Genomic DNA, 16824 nt, shown 5'->3' with positions numbered 1-16824 from the left:
TTGATTTGTTGAACTAATCAGGATTTGCCATGATTTTGAAAAGCTCTGAATTCGAAATGTAAAATCGGTTTTCGAGAGCGATAGAAGCCAATTTTGCACTTACTAAATTATTCTCACGCGTATTAATCAGGAACAATGAGCTTTCTCCAAACGAGAATAAACGTTCTTCAGAATTTAGCATTGTTAAATTGTTTTCTACTAAATCTTTAGCGAGTTTTTTTTGTTTTATAAGTGAATTGATTTCAATTTTTTGAGCGCTTATTTTATTGCTTAATTGTGTTTTTTCTAAAGCCAAAGTAAATTCGCTTTCCAGAAGCTTATATTTTGCTAATTTTAAACTACCACGTTCTTTGCGCAGAAACAACGGAAAGGCAAAATCTAACCCAATTTTGTAATCTTCAAAACGATAATTGTCAATATAACTAGGTTCCGACAAATAGGAGTAACCCACATTTATTTTCGGCAATAGCATATTTTGCTTCAGCTGTTTGTCTACAGTTAGCATGTCTATTTTATTTTGCAAAGCATTTATTTTTGGATGTGTCTCTAAACTAAAATCTTTTTGCAACAAATCGTTTGTTTTTAAAGTTTCCTGCAATGTTGATTCCAGCGCTGTTTCCGGAACAAGATCATCTGAAATTTCCAGCGGAATATTATTGTCAATCCACATGAAATTAGATAATTCAAGTTTTGCTTTCGCTAGTTTTAATTTAGAATCTTCGAGGCTTAAAGCTCTATTTTTTACAATAATTCCTGCTTCAATACTATCGATGGCTGGTTTATCGCCTTGAGTAATTAAAGATTTAATTCCTGTTAAACGTATTTCAGCATTGCTGTTGTAGGTTTCATAAAGCTTCATTTCTTCAAAGTTCTTTTTCCAGTTAAAATATGCCAAAGAAGCATCGTACAAAACGCTGACGGCCTGAAGTTTTCTTTCGGATTCGCTTAGTTTAATCTGGATTTTGGCTTTACGAACATCAGCCATTCTTTGATTGATGAATAAACCTTGCCCAAGCGGAACACTGATTCCAAACGAAGTCAAACCAGCATTTGGAGTTGTGTTTTCCGGATTAAGATAAACACCTTCATTATTATCAAATCCTGCTTTAAGCTCAATTCCGTACCAAGTCGGAATTTTAAAACTACTGTTTAAAATCGAGTAATATTCTTTGTTTTTGAATTGTTTTTTACTGAAATCGACTTCAATTTTTGGGTCAAAGCCACCTCGGGCCATCATCAAATTGGCTTGTGCTTCGCTTAATTCTAAGTTAGCACTTTTAACCAGAGGATGGTATTTTTTTACATATCCAAGAAACTCATTATAAGTAAGTTCTTTAGAAATTGTTTGTTGACCAAAAACGGTGCAACTCAAAAAAAGAAAAGCTATAAGTATCCGTTTCATTATTTTTTCTCTTTAGTTACTTTTTCGCCACTTTTGTAATAATTAGGAGGGAATCCGTTTAAGGTTCTCCAGATTTCAAACCAAATTGGCACGGTGTCTAATAAAGCAATTGTTTGCGCACCGGAACCAATGCTTAATTGTTTTGGCCAATGTGCTTCTTCCGGATCAGGAGCGATTAGAACTCTGTATTTTCCATTAGTACTTATAAAGTTTTCAATCGCAACCACTTTTCCGCCAAAAGTTCCGTACGACATATCCGGCCAGCCTGCAAATACGATTGTTGGCCAGCCATCAAACCAAACGCGTACTTTTTCTCCTTTTTTGATTAGAGGTAAATCAATTGGGTTTACATAAGTCTCTACAGCAATGTCATATTGCGCCGGCATAATAGTTACAATTGGTGTTCCTTCTTTTATAGTTTCGCCTAAACCGGCTTGTAAAGCTCTGTTGATATAACCGCTTTGAACCGCTTTAATATAGTACATGCCATTTCTTAAGCTGTAATTGGTGTATTGGTTTTCTAATTTACTTACTTGAGCTTCAGTGTCAAATTTATTGCTTAAGGTTGTAAATTGGTCACTTTTTGCTTTCGCTACTTTTTCAGCGTATTCTGCAGCAATTCGGTTAATCTCAACTTTAGCATTTATGTATTCATTTTTGCTTGTCAGATATTTGTTTTCCTGTGTTATAATTTTGGCATCAACATCTTGTAATTTCAGACGTTTTTCTTCGACATCTGTAAGGGGTTTTAATCCTTCTTTATTAAGTTGTACAGAACGATTGTATTGTGTATTTGCAATTCTTAATTGTGTTTTTGCAGCAACAAGATCAATACTGTCGCTTTTTATTTTTAAAAGGGATTGTCTGACTTTGTTTCTTGCTTGTTCTAGTTTTAGTTTTTTTTCATTTTCTATTGCCTGAATTTGAGTCGAAAGTGTTTGTACTTTTTCATCGTAAGATTCCAAAGAGTTTTTCTTTGCATCGACCTGATTTTTGGTATTTTGTACCAAATTAGGATCCATGTAATCTTCCTTTATTTCAGAAATAAACAAAATAGTATCGCCTTTTTTTACAAAATCACCTTCTTGTACGTACCATTTTTCAATTCGGCCAGAAATAACACTCTGGATCGATTGTGGTCTTTGGTTTGGCTTTAAAGTGGTAACAGCTCCTGATCCTGAAACATTTTGTGTCCATGGCAGAAAAAGAGCAATTATCCCTAAAATCGAAGTGCCTATTATAATTTTGTTTAAAATTTTATACTGAGCTCTGTTGTTTAAATTTTTTATAGTCTCATATCGATCAAGTGACTGTAATTTGGTTTTATTATCAGATATGTTTAACATGGCGTATCGTTTTTTTGATCAAGTAAAATAAGGCCGTTCTGCATGGTTATTTTTCGCGTAGATTTTATTTTCCAATGCGGATTTTTAGACGAAACAATAATGGTCCATTTGTTTTTATCAGAAGCAATAAAATCAATAATTTCATTGGCAACATTTTCGTCCATAGTGTCTGTTGGATCTTCGTAAAAAAGTATTTTTGGTTTGTGAATTATACTTCTTGCCAATAGAATTTTTTGCGCATTTGATGACGATAATTGTCTGCCTTCCGGGTATATATGTGTATCTAAGCCTTTTGGTAATTGCTTTATAAATGAGCTAAGCTGAACTCCGTCTAATGCCCATTTTAAATCTTCAGAACTTATATTTGGATCATTAAAAGTGATGTTTTCTAAAATTGTTCCTTCAAAAGGTGTTTCGTTATGAATGATATTGCCAATTTGAGAGCGATATTGTTTGATGTTTATTTTTCTAAAAGTATCATCGTTAATATAAAAAGCACCGGAACTTTGCTTTAGTAGACCAGATAACAAACGAATTAGAGTTGTTTTTCCGGATCCGTTTGTTCCTTCGACAACAATTTTTTCTCCTTGTTCAATTTTTAGGGTAATAGAATCGAGTGCATTAATTGGAGAATCTGGAAATTTGAATTTTAAATTCTCAGTTTCTAAAGTGATATTTGTGTAACAGTTATCGCTTTCAGGATCTGTGTTTTCTTCTAATTCTAAATCCGTTACTTGTCCTATTTTTTCGACAGCGGTTAATACGTCGTAGAAGCTTTCAAGGCCAAGAATAATCTTTTCGACAGAATTGATTACTAACAAAATGATGATTTCTGCAGCGACAAATTGCCCAATATTCATTTCTTGACTCAATACTAAATATCCTCCAATAGACAATAAACTTGCGGTAATAATAATTTTGAAAAAAATTAACTGCGTAAATTGTTTTTTGATTACGCTAAAGTGCTTCTCACGATAATTAATATAATTTGTTACAATTGAGTTGTTTTTTTGAAGGGCAAAATCGTAGTTTAATTCATTTTTGAAACTGAAGTTGTTACGAGCCATTTCTTGTAACCAGCCAGCAACTTTGTATTTGAATTTTGATTCTTTTAAACTGGTTTCTAAACCTGATGTATAAGAAAATTTAAAGATGAAGTAAAGCAGCATGAATAATAAAAGCCCAAATACAATAAAATACGGATGATATAAGGACAACAGTATAAGACCAAAAACGATTTGGAGTAAAGCGGCTGAGAAATCTGTTAATAATTTTGAAGTTCCTTTTTGGATGGTTAAAGTATCAAAAAAACGATTCGTTAATTCTGGCGGATAAGTTCCGTACAATTCTTCTGATTTTATTTTTGGTAGCCTAGCTGCAAATTCAAATGAAGCGCGAACAAATATTTTTTGTTGCAGGTTTTCCGTAATTCGTAATTGCATAAAGGCCAAAATTCCGACAAGTCCCACTCCGGCAACAACTAGAATAATAAGTACAATCCAAGATGCGCTTACTCTTCCAGATTGTATGAAGGCTATAATGGCCTGAATTCCTAATGGAAGTGATAAACTAATTAAACCGGCAAAAATAGCATAGAAAAAAAGTTGATAGATATCTTTTTTATCTAACTCAAGTAAATTGTAAAATCGTTTTAATGGTGTCATAATGGTTTTTGTAATTAGCGTAAAACGTTTTCTGCAAGATTGATGTAAAACTGAGTACTGGAAACAGTTTCGTTGCAATCTGTAATTGTTTTTAAATGATCTGTTAAAAAATGCTGATGCAAACTTCCTTCTACAATAGTTGAAACTAATGATTTTGCAAACGGATAATCTGGATTTACTTCGTTTACAATAGTAACAATTCTGTTAATGAGTCTTTTGTAGATTAAAAAAAAGCCTTCTTTATTTTCCTGATCTACTTCTTTAGTATGAAATGTTTTGGTGAACTCTGCAATTATAATCTTATTTAAAATGGCTTCGTTAATATGATCTGTAGAAAGATCATTTGTGACTTTTTCAGTAACGATTGTTATTGCCTTTTTTAATTTCTCTTTTTTATCAATGATGTTAGTGGTATTAAACACCAGTTTGTATTCAATCCAACTCCAATACCATGAAGATAAATATACTAATAATTTATGTTTATTTTCGAAATAACGGTAAATAGAACTTTCGTTTGATCCAATTTTTTCTCCTAGTTTTTTAAAGGTAAAGTTGTCAAAACCAATAGCGTCAATAAGAAGAATACTTTGTTCAATTATTTTTTTTCCCAAGGCAGATGTTTCGGGATCTTTTACGTAGATCTTTTCGTTTACTTGCATTTTTATATTTGATAGTATAATTTCCATAAAAATTATTTTAAACGCAAATATAATAGTATTACTATTAATAAAGAGTGTTTAACTTTTATTTATGCAAAAGAAAAAAGCTGCTTCTGTTTTTAGAATAGATTTTTTTAGTCTCAGTTTTCAGTTTTTTACTTGGGATTATAAAACAGTAAACCCGACAGGTTTTTGAAACCTGTCGGGTTTACTTTGTAGATTTCATTGTCTACTGAGACTGAAAACTGAAAACTTCTACAATAGCGAATGACAAGTCATTGCATTTGGCTGTGGTACTCCCATTAATTCTAAAATAGTAGGAGCAATATCTCCTAAAACACCATTTTGAATGTTTTTTAGTTCTTTATCTACTAAAATAATCGGCACTGGATTTGTTGTGTGCGCTGTATTTGGGCTTCCGTCAGGATTAATCATCGTTTCGCAATTTCCGTGATCGGCAATTACAATTGTAGTATAATCGTTTGCAAGAGCAGCTTCAATAACTTCTTTTACGCAAGCATCAACAGCCTCGCAAGCTTTAATTGCAGCACTCATGATTCCGGTATGTCCAACCATGTCTCCATTAGCAAAATTCAGACAAACAAAATCTACTTCACCTTTGTTTAATTCAGGAACCAAAGCATCTTTCAATTCAAAAGCGCTCATTTCTGGTTGTAAGTCGTAAGTTGCTACTTTTGGAGAGTTTCTTAAAATACGAGATTCACCTTCAAAAGGAGTTTCTCTACCGCCGGAAAAGAAAAACGTTACGTGAGGATACTTCTCAGTTTCAGCAATACGAATTTGTTTTTTACCCGCTTTTTCTAAAACCTCACCAAGAGTTTCAGTGATATTGTCTTTATTGTAAACTACTTTTACGTTTTTGTATGTTTCGTCGTAGTTGGTAAGCGTTACATAATACAAGTTTAACTTGTGCATGTTTTGCTCATGAAAGTCTTGTTGCGAAAGAGCTTCTGTAAGTTCACGACCTCTGTCAGTTCTAAAGTTAAAGAAGATTACAACATCATCTTCAGCAATTGTCGCTAGTGGTTTTTCTTGCTCATCAACCATTACAATTGGTGCAATAAACTCGTCAGTAACATCGTGTGCATAGCTGTCAAGAACACTTGCAACTGCATTTTTTGATGGAGTTCCGGCACCATTAACTACAAGATCGTAAGCTAATTTTACGCGTTCCCAACGTTTGTCACGATCCATTGCATAGTAACGACCAATGATTGAGGCAATTTTTACAGGAGTATTTTTAATATGCTCTTCTAAATCCTGAATGTATTTAGCTCCGGATTTTGGATCAACGTCACGACCATCTGTAAAAGCGTGAACGTAAACTTGGTCTAAACCATATTCTTGCGAAGCATCAATTAAACCGCGTAAGTGTGATGTATGAGAGTGAACACCTCCGTCTGAAACTAATCCTAAAAAGTGTACTTTTTTATTGTTTTCTTTAGCATAAGTAAAAGCATCAATAAGTACTTGTTCTTTCGCAAGTGTTTTGTGTGCTACTGCTAAGTTTATTTTGGCTAAATCTTGATATACAATTCTTCCAGCGCCAAGGTTCATGTGACCTACTTCACTGTTTCCCATTTGACCTTCAGGTAAACCAACATTTAATCCGTCAGTACGAAGTTGAGCGCTTGGGTAATTTTTGTAAAGGCTGTTTATAAAAGGAACATTTGCATTGTCTATTGCAGATACTTTAGGGTCAGGAGATTTTCCCCAACCGTCTAAAATCATAAGGATTACTTTCTTGTTCATCATTTTTAGTTTTGTACAAAGATAAGCCATTTCTAAAATCGACAAGAACGCATTGCTACAATTATGTTTAATAAAATGAAGCGTATTAAAAAATAATAATTTAGTCGAAGAACACTAAAAATTTTAAAATTAATTCACGCTAGACTCTATTTCTAACCTTATTTTTGACAGCATTGTAGTCAATAAAATATTTTACACTTATTGAAAAAATGTGTTTTAAGGCATCATTGTTCAGTAGTCCTGTTATATTGTTTTTGAAATCCTTGTCAATAACACGTTCAAAATTAGAGGCATTATTTCGATACAAAACAGAAAGCTGACTGCCGGGCGCAAACCACCAGGAATAAGACAAATCAGTATTCCAAGAATAAAAGCTCGAGTTTTTGTTTTTAGTATATAGGTCATATGGCGTTAGAGTACCATTTTGCTGTAATTCGAGCATTTGTTTATTTTCGGCGAAAGACCAATATTGTCGAACCGCCAAATTAATTGTCATGGTACTGTTTATAGCATATTTTCCGCCCAAAGTATTCGAGTAGGTAATAACATTTCTATTGGCAAACACAATAGTTTTAGGAGTATTAGCGTCATTATCATCGTCGAATTTATCAATGTATCCTTTGTTATTGTTCTTTCTGGAAAAACTAAAAGAATAATTCAATAAAAGTTTGTCGTTAAAACGGTATCTCGGGCCAATGTCAAAGGCATATGCCAGTCTTCCTTCTTCATCAGTAAAAGTTATAGACGGATTTAAATCTATTGCAAACTTTTTATTGTAATTGGTAGATAAACTTGCCCAAGATTCTAACTTTCGGGGTATATTAACATATCGATTTTCGGCTCTTGGTTCGTAATAATCATGAGTTATTGCAGGATGAAAAGTAAAACCCATTCCAAAATAATTGTTTTTTACAGTAGTCAGGTTTAGGTTTATATCTATATCTAATGCTTGCACTTTGCCAGATTCTTTGTTGAATTCTGCGTATGTCTCATAGTTGATTCTAAAACGGTTAAAAAGTTTTGTTGGGTTTAGAATTCTATAATTCGCATTACCATAAAAGTTGTAATAATTGGTAAAAAAGTTAATTCCCAAGTCGTTTGGGTCAAAATCTTTAGAAACAAAATCGGAGCCAACACTGTAGCGATAATTCCCACTAGTTTCGGCAAATCCTAGAGTTGCATAAACACCATTTTTATCTTCTTCGGTATTAATCATACTGTATTTTACATTCCCAGATAAGTTATAAGTATTTGCTTTTGTGTTTAAATCCCAGGCTAAACCCGTTACATTGGCATCTCTAAAATGACCATTTCGAATTACGTTGGTATTAATTAATGTTACCGAAGAGTTTTTTCTAAAACGTTGATCGAGAACCAACACGTTATAGTTTGTCAAAGGTTCGACAATTACACGTCTTGATTGATCGGAAATTGTGTCCTTAATAGTGGCATAAGTTTTTTCGGTAACAGCATTTAAAATTCCGATCCCTAATCCGTTTTTCGTTCTTCCTGAAACTTTTAAGGCATTGATAAGATTGACATTTTGAACTTCATCAATTATTTTTTCATTGTCATTAAGATCTGGTTCTATTGATGGTCTTCCTCCAATTCGTCTCGAATAAAACATATTACCTTTGTTAAATAAATCAGTTCCTTCGGTAAAAAAAGCTCTGTTTTCATTGAATTGTTGTTCAAACGGACCTAAATTCAGGATTTGATCGTCATATTTAGTTTGTCCAAAATCTGGTACTAAAATCGCATCGAGAGTAAAAGCATCATTGATGCCGTACTTAATATCCATTCCGCCTTTTAAAGTAGCAAAGGTTTTTTGGCCATCTCCGGCATTTAAATAATAAGAAGCGTAAGGCATAAAAAATAATCGGGTAGGAGGTTTGATGTTTTCGATTCCTTCCAGATCTCCATTTTGTTGTGTGAATGTCCCTATTTTAGTATCGATTAAATTCCAGGTATATTTTTTACGCTCTCGTTTTAGATCTCTAAAAAAGTTAATACCCCAAGTTTGTTTGTTTTCTCCTGAAAAACGTAATGCTGCATACGGAATTTTAATTTCTACAACCCAGCCTTTGTCTGTCAAAACAGCTTTGCTGGTCCAGACAGCATCCCAGGAATAATCTTCTCCGTTTGCATCCGTCATAATGCAGTCGCCCTGAACATCGGCGGCCGAAACAAAGAATTCAAAATTTTGCTGACCGTCATTAAAGCCATTTATAAAAACCCCAAAAAGATCGGCGGTTCCAAAATTATCACGCTGCGAAATTTCTTTTAAAATTTTATTAGGTTCATCGTCATACATCATGGCGCCAATATAAATCGCGTCATTATTATATAAAACTTTTACTTCTGTTCTTCTGTTTTCTGGAATTGGTTTTCCGTTATCAGGCTCAAACATGATAAAATTCGAGGCAATTGCTGCGTTTTCCCAAGCTACTTCGTCTAGTTTTCCATCAATAGAAATACTTTGTGAGGTTAATTGTGCCGACAAAACTTTTTTTTGACCATAACTCCAGAAAGTGATAAAAAGAAAAATAAGAAGAACTATTTTTTTCATGCGATTTTAAAATGCGATTTCAGGTGACAATATTAGGCTAATAGACATTAATTTTTTCGAATTGTTACACTTTAATTAAGTTTTTCTTAAGAAGATCATCAGAAATATTTAAATTTTTAGTAGATATAAATATCCTACAAAAATATTTGTTTTTGTTCGAAATTGCTAATTTTTTACTGTGATTCTGTTAAATTTTAAACAAAAAGTACCTGATTTACAGAGTTGTAGTTTGACGGGTATGATTTTTTTATATTTTTGCCTCACCCAAATTATAAATTTCCAACCTAAACGAATTCAATGATTTACAAAATTTATCCATTGCTTGTATTTTTTATGTTGTCTTTTGCTAAAGATTCGAAAAGTACACCCGAAATTAAAAAAGCAACAGTAAAAACTTTTGCGAAAGTTGAGAAACTAGCTGTTGATTCAAAAATTGAGAGTATTTATAATACCTTAAACTCAAATCATTTTTCATTACCGGAACTTAAAACTTTTTCTGAGGCTTTAAAAGGTTTCTATTTATTAAAAGAAAAAGGAGTTATTCAAAAAGATATACTTACGTTAATCGATTTTAGTTTGTCATCAAACACAAAACGTTTGTGGGTTATTGATTTAACAACAAATACCATTTTGTATAATTCTTTAGTTGCTCACGGAAGAAATACCGGAGACGAATTTGCGTCTACCTTTTCAAATTCAAATTCATCATTTAAAAGTAGTTTAGGCTTTTATTCTACCGGCGAAATTTATAGAGGAAAACATGGAGCGTCATTACGTTTAGATGGTTTAGAAAGAGGTGTTAATGATAATGCACGCGAAAGAGCAGTTGTAATGCATGGTGCTGATTATGTTTCGGAATCATTTATTAGAAATAACAAGAGATTAGGTAGAAGTTTAGGATGTCCTGCAATTCCGCTTGAATTGACTGATGAAATAATTGAAACTATTAAAAATAAATCGTGTTTGTATATTTATCATCCATCAAGAAGTTTTGCGATGGAAGAAAAGCTAATTTCTTAATTTAGCATACAAATCCGAATCTAAATTATAAATATCAGCTCTAAATACGAGCTGATTTTTTTTGCTCCAAGCAGTCCAGTACCATTGATACAAAGCATATTTTTTGGTAATCTTTATACTGGTTGTTTTCTTGGTAGCAATAATGGTATCTATTTTTTCTTTAGAAAATCTTTCAGAATCGTCCAAAATGTGTTCTGCTAATTCCAAAGGATTTTCAACACGAACGCAGCCCGAACTTAGTGAGCGATTGCTTCTTCCAAAGTAATTGCGATGATTAGTGTCGTGCAGATAAACACTATGATGGTTTGGAAATAAAATTTTCATTAACCCCAATGAATTATTAGAGCCGGGACTTTGTACATAACGATAATTGCCGGGTCTGTTTTCGTTCCAGGCACTAGGGGCAACCACTTTTCCTGCAGAATCGTATATTGTAATGTTTTTGTTGGCTAAATAATTACGGTTTCGTTTCATTGCCGGAACAACATCCTCTTTTAAAATAGTTGGCGGTACTGTCCAGGTTGGGTTAAAGACAACGGTTTTTAATGTAGACGTAATTATTGGAGTTTTTCTTTTGCTTGTTCCTACCACAATATTTCGAGTCAGGATCGTGTCTTGATTTTCGACCACATGTAAGCTGAAGTCCGGAATGTTTATAATAAAATAGTTTTCGGCCAAATCAGTCGTAAACCATCTCCATCGTTCTAAGTTGGCAATGATTTGTTGTTTTCTTTTTTCTTTAGAATAGTTTAGAGCGCTAATAGTTCCGGGGCCAATAACACCGTCAGAAGCTAATCCGTGTCTTGCTTGAAATTCCTTAATAGATTCGAAAGTCTTTTGATCATAAATCCTGGTCAAACTATCTTTTCCAGTCATATCTTTCCAGTACAAAAGCCTTTTTTTAATATTAATTAAAGCTGAGTTTGTGTCGCGCAAAGTTATTTTGCTTAAAGCTTCAATGTTTTTAATATCATCGTCAGGAAAGGTGTTGATGATTTCAAGTGCTTTCAATAGTTCTTTATAAGTACGTGATTTTGATTGAATGTTTGTTACAATACTGTCCAGTTTGTTTTTATTGAAAGCTTTTATCAAGACATTGTTAACGTCAAATGTTTTTTCTTCAAGATCCCAATCAGTATATAATTTTTTAGGATCTAATTTTCCTTTATATAAGTGGTTTAAATATTTTTCGAAATTGTAAGTCAGCAAAATGTCATATGTGGCTAAGTCAGAATCGCTAAGTGTTGCGATTTTGCTTTCAAATTTTTTCAACTTAGCAACTTTGTAATCTTCTGGATTAAGTCCGAGTTTTTCGGCGTTTTCTAGTTGCGATAAAACAAAACTCCTTTTTTTAAGATCTCCCCAAACAGTTTTGTTTTCAGATGAATTATAAAATTGCTTAAGCGTTTCGCTTTTAAAAGTGCCAATAAGAGCAGTGTCAATGTCTACTTTTCTTTCGTCAGTAAGTATAATCGCTGGTGCGGTTTTTTTTACCACAGGAACAATTTTGGGAGCGTCTTTTTTGCATCCGACAAAAATACATACTACTAAAAAAAAGTAAAGTTTATTCATTCTATAATTCTTTAAACACTAAATAATGTTCGCCAATGTCTTTAATGTTAAATGTCTCGCTTTAGGGGTTGCGGGTCATTTTTTTATAAAAAACCAACTTAATGGTTGTGGCGTTAAGCTAAATCAACGTTGTTTACGTTGCATTGGGTTTTTGCAATGTTCAGCTAAAGTCGTTTCAATTTCTTTCTTTTGGTATGTCTTTAAAACAGCCATCATGAATTTGAGCTTGATTTTGCTCGGCAAATATAGGACTGATTTTATTCAATAATGAAATTATTCCTGTTAAATTTTCATTATCAATTAAACCAAAAGTATGTATTGACTTTAGAACGTCATTATCAAAGATACGATTTTCTGCAGTTTTTTTCTTTTCTTAGAATAGGTTATTGAAGGGTGGAGTTTCATTTGACCGTATTTCCTTGATAATACTCGTAGTTTTTGAAAAATAATTGATTTTATAACTTTTTAATTTTAAATAGGTTATAAGTTATTATCGTTTTTTATTGATTTTTTTTCAAAAAAAGCTTGTTTTGAACTTAACTTATTTTCTATATTTGCACCACAGTAATGCGAAAGTAGCTCAGTTGGTAGAGCTCCAGCCTTCCAAGCTGGTTGTCGCGAGTTCGAGCCTCGTCTTTCGCTCTAAAAAACCGAAATTTAATCGTTTCGGTTTTTTTACCAAAATTAAATAATTGTTGAAATTTATTTTTTTTAAACGATTTAATTATTTACATTTGCACCCTGTTAATGCGAAAGTAGCTCAGTTGGTAGAGCTCCAGCCTTCCAAGCTGGTTGTCGCGAGTTCGAGCCTCGTCTTTCGCTCTTCAAAATCCTCAAACAATTTGTTTGGGGATTTTTTGCTTTTAGGAAAAATGCCAGTATTTTGAATTTCAATGGATCAACTTTAAATGTTTCATGAGTGAGAAAAAAAATTACCGCAAAGAGCATTAAGTTTTTTTACTCTTAGTTTTTATAAAAAGGAAAAGTTCGCAAAGCTTTGTATTGACTTAGCTTAGCGAACTTTGTGCTTTTAGAGGTATTCATAGATAAAAATCTTTGTGTTCTCTGCGGCAAAAATTATTAGTGAACATTTTTTATGTTTCTCCACAGGTTTTAGGCTTGATCTAGAACATGCTTATATCGCTTATATGGTCTAGAGAAATAATTTTAGTTTAAATTGCTTAAGTCGCTTTCTGTCTCTAATTCTATGGGAGCTTCATTTTGTAGAAATAAACGAGCACTCAGGTTTCCTTTCAAAGTAATTTTGTCTCCTTTAACTTCTAGCCAGCTGCCTTCTCTTAATCCTAAAACCGGAATAGCGTTAAAAGCATGAAACTCTTTAATTCTTGTTTCACGTGTTTCTCCCATATGTTTTGATTGCATGTCAGGATCTAAATAATGCGGATTTAAGTTAAAAGGAATAAGTCCTAATGTTTGAAAACTTGGCGGATAAATAATAGGCATATCATTTGTTGTTTGCATAGATAAGCCACAAATATTACTTCCTGCGCTTGTTCCTAAATAAGGAGTCCCGTTTTTTACTGTTTCGGCAAGAACCTGCATGACATTTTGTTTGTATAATTGTGTGACCAGTAAAAAAGTATTTCCGCCGCCGGTAAAAATTCCTTCTGCATTTTTTATTGCATTTTCAGCATTATCAAATTCATGAATTCCTTTTACAGAAATATTTATAGAAGCAAATGCTTGCGATACTTTTTTTGTGTAGTCGTCATGCGAAATTCCGCTTGGGCGTGAGTAAGGTATAAATAAGATGCTTTTGCAGTTTTTAAAATGCGACTGTAAAGTTGGTAGTAGATACTCTAAATAGCTGCCTTCATGAAGTGTAGAAGTGCTGGCAATAATGATACTTTTCATAAAAATTAAACTCAAATTGTTTAGGTTAAAGATATTAAAAAGTCTCTTTCTGCAAGTGACAAGTAAAGTTTAATTAACATATTTTTACCAAGTCCTTAATACTAAATTTGGAATACATTAAGATATTTTTACACCTTTAAGAAAATCTCTAATTTTTTGTCATTTTGATTAACAAGGTTATATGTGTTTTGATCGTTGTTTTGGGGCAAACTATCTGGTCTCAGACTCAGGAAAGGACTGTTTTAAACGGACGAATAACTTCGAACACTTTTGATTTGGAAGGTGTTTATGTGATCAATGCGCAAACCGAAGCTATGACGACAACCAACGGGTCAGGCGCTTTTTCAATAACGGCTAAAGTAGGTGATGAATTGATTTTTTCATCCATACAATTCAAAGAAAATAGAGTTCCGTTAACAGCTGAAAATTTTTCCGATATCAACTTTTCTGTCAAACTAAATATGGTAATGCATCAGTTGCAGGAGGTTGTTGTTAAAAGTTATAATAGTGGTATTAATGCAGTTTCTCTTGGTATTATTCCGAGTGGGCAAAAATCATATACAGCAGCCGAGAGAAAGTTGCATGCGGCTTCAGATTTAGATGCGCATATAGGTTTGGGAGGTTCCGTTGCGTTAGATCCCTTATTGAATATGTTTTCAGGACGAACTGCAATGCTTAAAAAAGAACTTGCAGTCGAGAAAAAAGAAGCTTTTATGAAGCTTTTAGAGCGAATGTTTAGCATAGATCATTTTGTAAACAGGTTGCAAATTCCGCTAGAATACGTAAAAGGATTTGAATATTATGCAGTTGAAAATGATAAATTCACAGTAATTTTGAACTCTAAAAATAAAACTTCAACAGAATTTTTATTGGGAGAATTGGCTGTTAAGTATAAAGAAATAATTGCAAGTGAAAATAAATAGTTCCACATATATAATAGTATTGTTGTTGTTGTTTGTTCAGGTTAGTTTTGGACAAAAAGCAGTTTCAAAAGAAATTCTGGGTCAAATTTTAGAACAATCAACTTCGGTCGAAGCTGTAAATATTATCAACAATACAACTCAGATTACTGCTGTTTCAGATGCAAACGGTATGTTTTCTATTGTAGTAAAAGAAGGTGATGTTTTGGTTTTTTCGGCAGTTAACCTCGAAGGTTTCAAGCGCAGAATTACTGCTGACGATATGAATTTGAGTTTGCTCCAGATTAAAATGACAGCCAAAGAGGTCGAGTTGAAAGAGGTAGTTGTAAATGAAAATGCAAATATTACGGCAGAGAATTTAGGTATAATTCCGTACGGGCAAAAAAAATATACAGCAGCAGAGAGAAAAGTTTATACCGCAACTTCAACTTCTGTAGATAAGATACTTAATAAGATTTCCGGGCGAACTGCTATGCTTAAAAAAGAGGTGAATGTGGAGAAAAAGGAAATGCTTTTTAGAAAAATGGAATACCTTTTTGATGAGAATTATTATACAGATCGATTGAAAATTCCTGAAGCAGATATCAAAGGATTTCAATTATATTGTGTAGATGATGCTGAATTTGCTGTATCTTTGAATACGAAAAACAAAACAATGAGTATGTTTTTAATAACCGATTTAGCAAGAAAATATCTAACAATTCTCGAAAATGAAAAATAAACTAGGAATACTCGTTGCGTGCTTAATTTGTCAAGTTGTACTTGGACAAAATTATTCAAGGAAGCCGTTGCATGGACAAGTTGTAAATGATTCTATTACTTTAGAAAGTGGCTATGTGATGAACCTGAATGCTAATATCAGAACTTTTATCAGCCCAAGCGGATTGTTTGATATAATGGCAAAACCCAAAGATACATTGTTGATTACAAGTGCAGCTTTTCAATCTAAAAAAATTGTTCTGACGGAAAAAAATTGTGCAGACAGACTTTTTTTAGTTCAAATGGATTTGGTTAATAACCAGTTGAAAGAAGTAGTTGTTCAAAAAGATTTAAAAGTAAAAGCATTTAATAAAAATAGTCAAACGATCGTAGATACTCAATATTTTGATGATGAAAAGTCGTCTCCAAAAAACAGATTTGTTTATAATGGAACTATTGAAAACGGAGTTGATTTTGTTAGAATCTTTAAAGATGCAAAAAAAGCATTGAAGAAGAAAAAAGGTGAAGATGTTGTGCCGGAGCAAGAAATTAGTGATGTTGCATTTACTATTTATGCAAAAGCTAATTTTACGCCTGATTTTTATACAGATACATTAAAACTTAAAGCCGATGAGGTAGATATGTTTTTATTGTATTGTTCTGTTGATCCGGAATCTAAAAGGCACGTTAAACAAGAAGAAAAATTTGAATTGATGGATTTTTTAATCACTAAAGGTCAGGAATTCAAAAAAGCGAATGTTGCTGCAAAATGAAAAATAGAATAATTTATCCTTTACTTGGGATATTGTTTTTATCGCTTACAGCCTTTTCATTCCATAAATTTTATATGGGGGTTTTTCAGGTCAATTATGCCGCTGAGAAAAAAATGATTCAAATCACTTCGCGAATTTTTATCGACGATTTGAACAACGGAATAGAAAAGAAATATCATAAAAAATCATTCATAGGAACTAGTAAAGAAACTCAGGAAGATATTGAACTTTTAAAAAAATATCTTTCTGAGAATTTTACCATAAAAATAAACGGTCAGTCAAAACCCATTACTTTTTTGTCTAAAGAAGTTGAGGCTGATGATGTTTTGGTTTGCTACTCGAGAATAAAAGACGTCGATAAGTTTAAAACAATTGAGATCTCAAATACGATTTTAGTTGATTGGAATGGTGAACAGCAAAATATTACACATATTACTGCATTTGGTACTAAAAAGAGTGTTCTCTTTACAGAATCTTCAAGGAAAGAATTGTTAAAGTATTAATTAATAAGTCAAATTAATATTTTAATTATTATTTTCACACCCTGACAAA

At 32.7% G+C, this 16824-nt stretch carries 13 protein-coding genes and 2 tRNA genes; 7 read left to right on the top strand and 8 right to left on the bottom strand.

Annotated elements, in window-relative coordinates; all coding sequences use genetic code 11:
* Positions 1 to 13 precede the first annotated feature (13 nt).
* The 6 genes from ACHRVZ_RS20270 to ACHRVZ_RS20245 all read right to left on the bottom strand — a co-directional run bounded on the left by ACHRVZ_RS20270 (position 14) and on the right by ACHRVZ_RS20245 (position 9413).
* Complete coding sequence (locus tag ACHRVZ_RS20270; RefSeq protein WP_395424798.1) at positions 14 to 1402, bottom strand: TolC family protein; 1389 nt, start codon at positions 1400 to 1402, stop codon at positions 14 to 16.
* Complete coding sequence (locus ACHRVZ_RS20265; protein WP_395424796.1) at positions 1402 to 2748, bottom strand: HlyD family secretion protein; 1347 nt, start codon at positions 2746 to 2748, stop codon at positions 1402 to 1404. The genes ACHRVZ_RS20270 and ACHRVZ_RS20265 overlap by 1 nt, the downstream gene beginning before the upstream one ends.
* On the bottom strand, positions 2742 to 4412 hold the full coding sequence (locus ACHRVZ_RS20260; RefSeq protein ID WP_395424794.1) for a peptidase domain-containing ABC transporter: 1671 nt from the start codon (positions 4410 to 4412) through the stop codon (positions 2742 to 2744). Before ACHRVZ_RS20260 ends, ACHRVZ_RS20265 begins: the two co-directional genes overlap by 7 nt.
* 14 nt (positions 4413 to 4426) lie before the next feature.
* The gene (locus tag ACHRVZ_RS20255; RefSeq protein WP_395424792.1) at positions 4427 to 5098 is read right to left on the bottom strand and encodes a TetR/AcrR family transcriptional regulator; all 672 of its coding nucleotides are present in this window, start codon (positions 5096 to 5098) and stop codon (positions 4427 to 4429) included.
* A 228-nt stretch (positions 5099 to 5326) separates the two neighbouring features.
* Positions 5327 to 6844 carry a 2,3-bisphosphoglycerate-independent phosphoglycerate mutase gene (gpmI, locus tag ACHRVZ_RS20250; protein ID WP_395424865.1) on the bottom strand — a complete coding sequence of 506 codons (1518 nt, stop codon included), beginning with the start codon at positions 6842 to 6844 and terminating at the stop codon, positions 5327 to 5329.
* A 139-nt stretch (positions 6845 to 6983) separates the two neighbouring features.
* The gene (locus ACHRVZ_RS20245) at positions 6984 to 9413 is read right to left on the bottom strand and encodes a DUF5916 domain-containing protein (RefSeq protein WP_395424791.1); all 2430 of its coding nucleotides are present in this window, start codon (positions 9411 to 9413) and stop codon (positions 6984 to 6986) included.
* A gap of 297 nt (positions 9414 to 9710) precedes the next feature.
* Here ACHRVZ_RS20245 and ACHRVZ_RS20240 point away from each other — a divergent pair, with 297 nt between their 5' ends.
* A complete protein-coding gene (locus ACHRVZ_RS20240; RefSeq protein ID WP_395424788.1) occupies positions 9711 to 10433 on the top strand; it encodes a murein L,D-transpeptidase catalytic domain family protein in 723 nt (240 codons plus the stop codon).
* On the opposite strand, the gene ACHRVZ_RS20235 is transcribed toward ACHRVZ_RS20240, so the two are convergent.
* On the bottom strand, positions 10422 to 12005 hold the full coding sequence (locus ACHRVZ_RS20235; RefSeq protein WP_395424786.1) for a murein L,D-transpeptidase: 1584 nt from the start codon (positions 12003 to 12005) through the stop codon (positions 10422 to 10424). The two genes, ACHRVZ_RS20240 and ACHRVZ_RS20235, sit on opposite strands and share 12 nt — an antisense overlap.
* Positions 12006 to 12574: 569 nt before the next feature.
* Here ACHRVZ_RS20235 and ACHRVZ_RS20230 point away from each other — a divergent pair.
* Both ACHRVZ_RS20230 and ACHRVZ_RS20225 read left to right on the top strand, forming a co-directional pair.
* A tRNA-Gly gene (locus ACHRVZ_RS20230) sits at positions 12575 to 12647 on the top strand.
* Between the two features lie 107 nt (positions 12648 to 12754).
* Positions 12755 to 12827 (top strand) — tRNA-Gly (locus ACHRVZ_RS20225).
* A gap of 345 nt (positions 12828 to 13172) precedes the next feature.
* Here ACHRVZ_RS20225 and pepE read toward each other — a convergent pair.
* The gene (gene pepE, locus ACHRVZ_RS20220) at positions 13173 to 13880 is read right to left on the bottom strand and encodes a dipeptidase PepE (protein ID WP_395424784.1); all 708 of its coding nucleotides are present in this window, start codon (positions 13878 to 13880) and stop codon (positions 13173 to 13175) included.
* A 164-nt stretch (positions 13881 to 14044) separates the two neighbouring features.
* On the opposite strand from pepE, the gene ACHRVZ_RS20215 reads away from it, so the two are divergent.
* The 4 genes from ACHRVZ_RS20215 to ACHRVZ_RS20200 are packed head-to-tail and all read left to right on the top strand — an operon-like array spanning position 14045 to position 16775.
* Positions 14045 to 14803, top strand: coding sequence for a carboxypeptidase-like regulatory domain-containing protein (locus ACHRVZ_RS20215; RefSeq protein ID WP_395424782.1), 759 nt, complete (start codon positions 14045 to 14047; stop codon positions 14801 to 14803).
* Complete coding sequence (locus ACHRVZ_RS20210; protein WP_395424781.1) at positions 14790 to 15521, top strand: carboxypeptidase-like regulatory domain-containing protein; 732 nt, start codon at positions 14790 to 14792, stop codon at positions 15519 to 15521. Before ACHRVZ_RS20215 ends, ACHRVZ_RS20210 begins: the two co-directional genes overlap by 14 nt.
* Positions 15511 to 16272 carry a hypothetical protein gene (locus ACHRVZ_RS20205; RefSeq protein ID WP_395424779.1) on the top strand — a complete coding sequence of 254 codons (762 nt, stop codon included), beginning with the start codon at positions 15511 to 15513 and terminating at the stop codon, positions 16270 to 16272. Before ACHRVZ_RS20210 ends, ACHRVZ_RS20205 begins: the two co-directional genes overlap by 11 nt.
* On the top strand, positions 16269 to 16775 hold the full coding sequence (locus ACHRVZ_RS20200; protein ID WP_395424778.1) for a DUF6702 family protein: 507 nt from the start codon (positions 16269 to 16271) through the stop codon (positions 16773 to 16775). Before ACHRVZ_RS20205 ends, ACHRVZ_RS20200 begins: the two co-directional genes overlap by 4 nt.
* Positions 16776 to 16824: the final 49 nt, after the last annotated feature.

Source organism: Flavobacterium sp. FlaQc-57 (assembly GCF_044007395.1).
Classification (GTDB): Bacteria; Bacteroidota; Bacteroidia; order Flavobacteriales; family Flavobacteriaceae; genus Flavobacterium.
Note: the sequence above shows the minus strand (reverse complement) of the source record. Positions and strands in the feature narration are given on the sequence as shown.

Coding starts and splice junctions, on each gene's coding strand:
- ACHRVZ_RS20270 (WP_395424798.1), bottom strand. CDS start 1,402: ATGAAACGGATACTTATAGCTTTTCTTTTTTTGAGTTGCACCGTTTTT.
- ACHRVZ_RS20265 (WP_395424796.1), bottom strand. CDS start 2,748: ATGTTAAACATATCTGATAATAAAACCAAATTACAGTCACTTGATCGA.
- ACHRVZ_RS20260 (WP_395424794.1), bottom strand. CDS start 4,412: ATGACACCATTAAAACGATTTTACAATTTACTTGAGTTAGATAAAAAA.
- ACHRVZ_RS20255 (WP_395424792.1), bottom strand. CDS start 5,098: ATGGAAATTATACTATCAAATATAAAAATGCAAGTAAACGAAAAGATC.
- gpmI (WP_395424865.1), bottom strand. CDS start 6,844: ATGAACAAGAAAGTAATCCTTATGATTTTAGACGGTTGGGGAAAATCT.
- ACHRVZ_RS20245 (WP_395424791.1), bottom strand. CDS start 9,413: ATGAAAAAAATAGTTCTTCTTATTTTTCTTTTTATCACTTTCTGGAGT.
- ACHRVZ_RS20240 (WP_395424788.1), top strand. CDS start 9,711: ATGATTTACAAAATTTATCCATTGCTTGTATTTTTTATGTTGTCTTTT.
- ACHRVZ_RS20235 (WP_395424786.1), bottom strand. CDS start 12,005: ATGAATAAACTTTACTTTTTTTTAGTAGTATGTATTTTTGTCGGATGC.
- pepE (WP_395424784.1), bottom strand. CDS start 13,880: ATGAAAAGTATCATTATTGCCAGCACTTCTACACTTCATGAAGGCAGC.
- ACHRVZ_RS20205 (WP_395424779.1), top strand. CDS start 15,511: ATGAAAAATAAACTAGGAATACTCGTTGCGTGCTTAATTTGTCAAGTT.
- ACHRVZ_RS20200 (WP_395424778.1), top strand. CDS start 16,269: ATGAAAAATAGAATAATTTATCCTTTACTTGGGATATTGTTTTTATCG.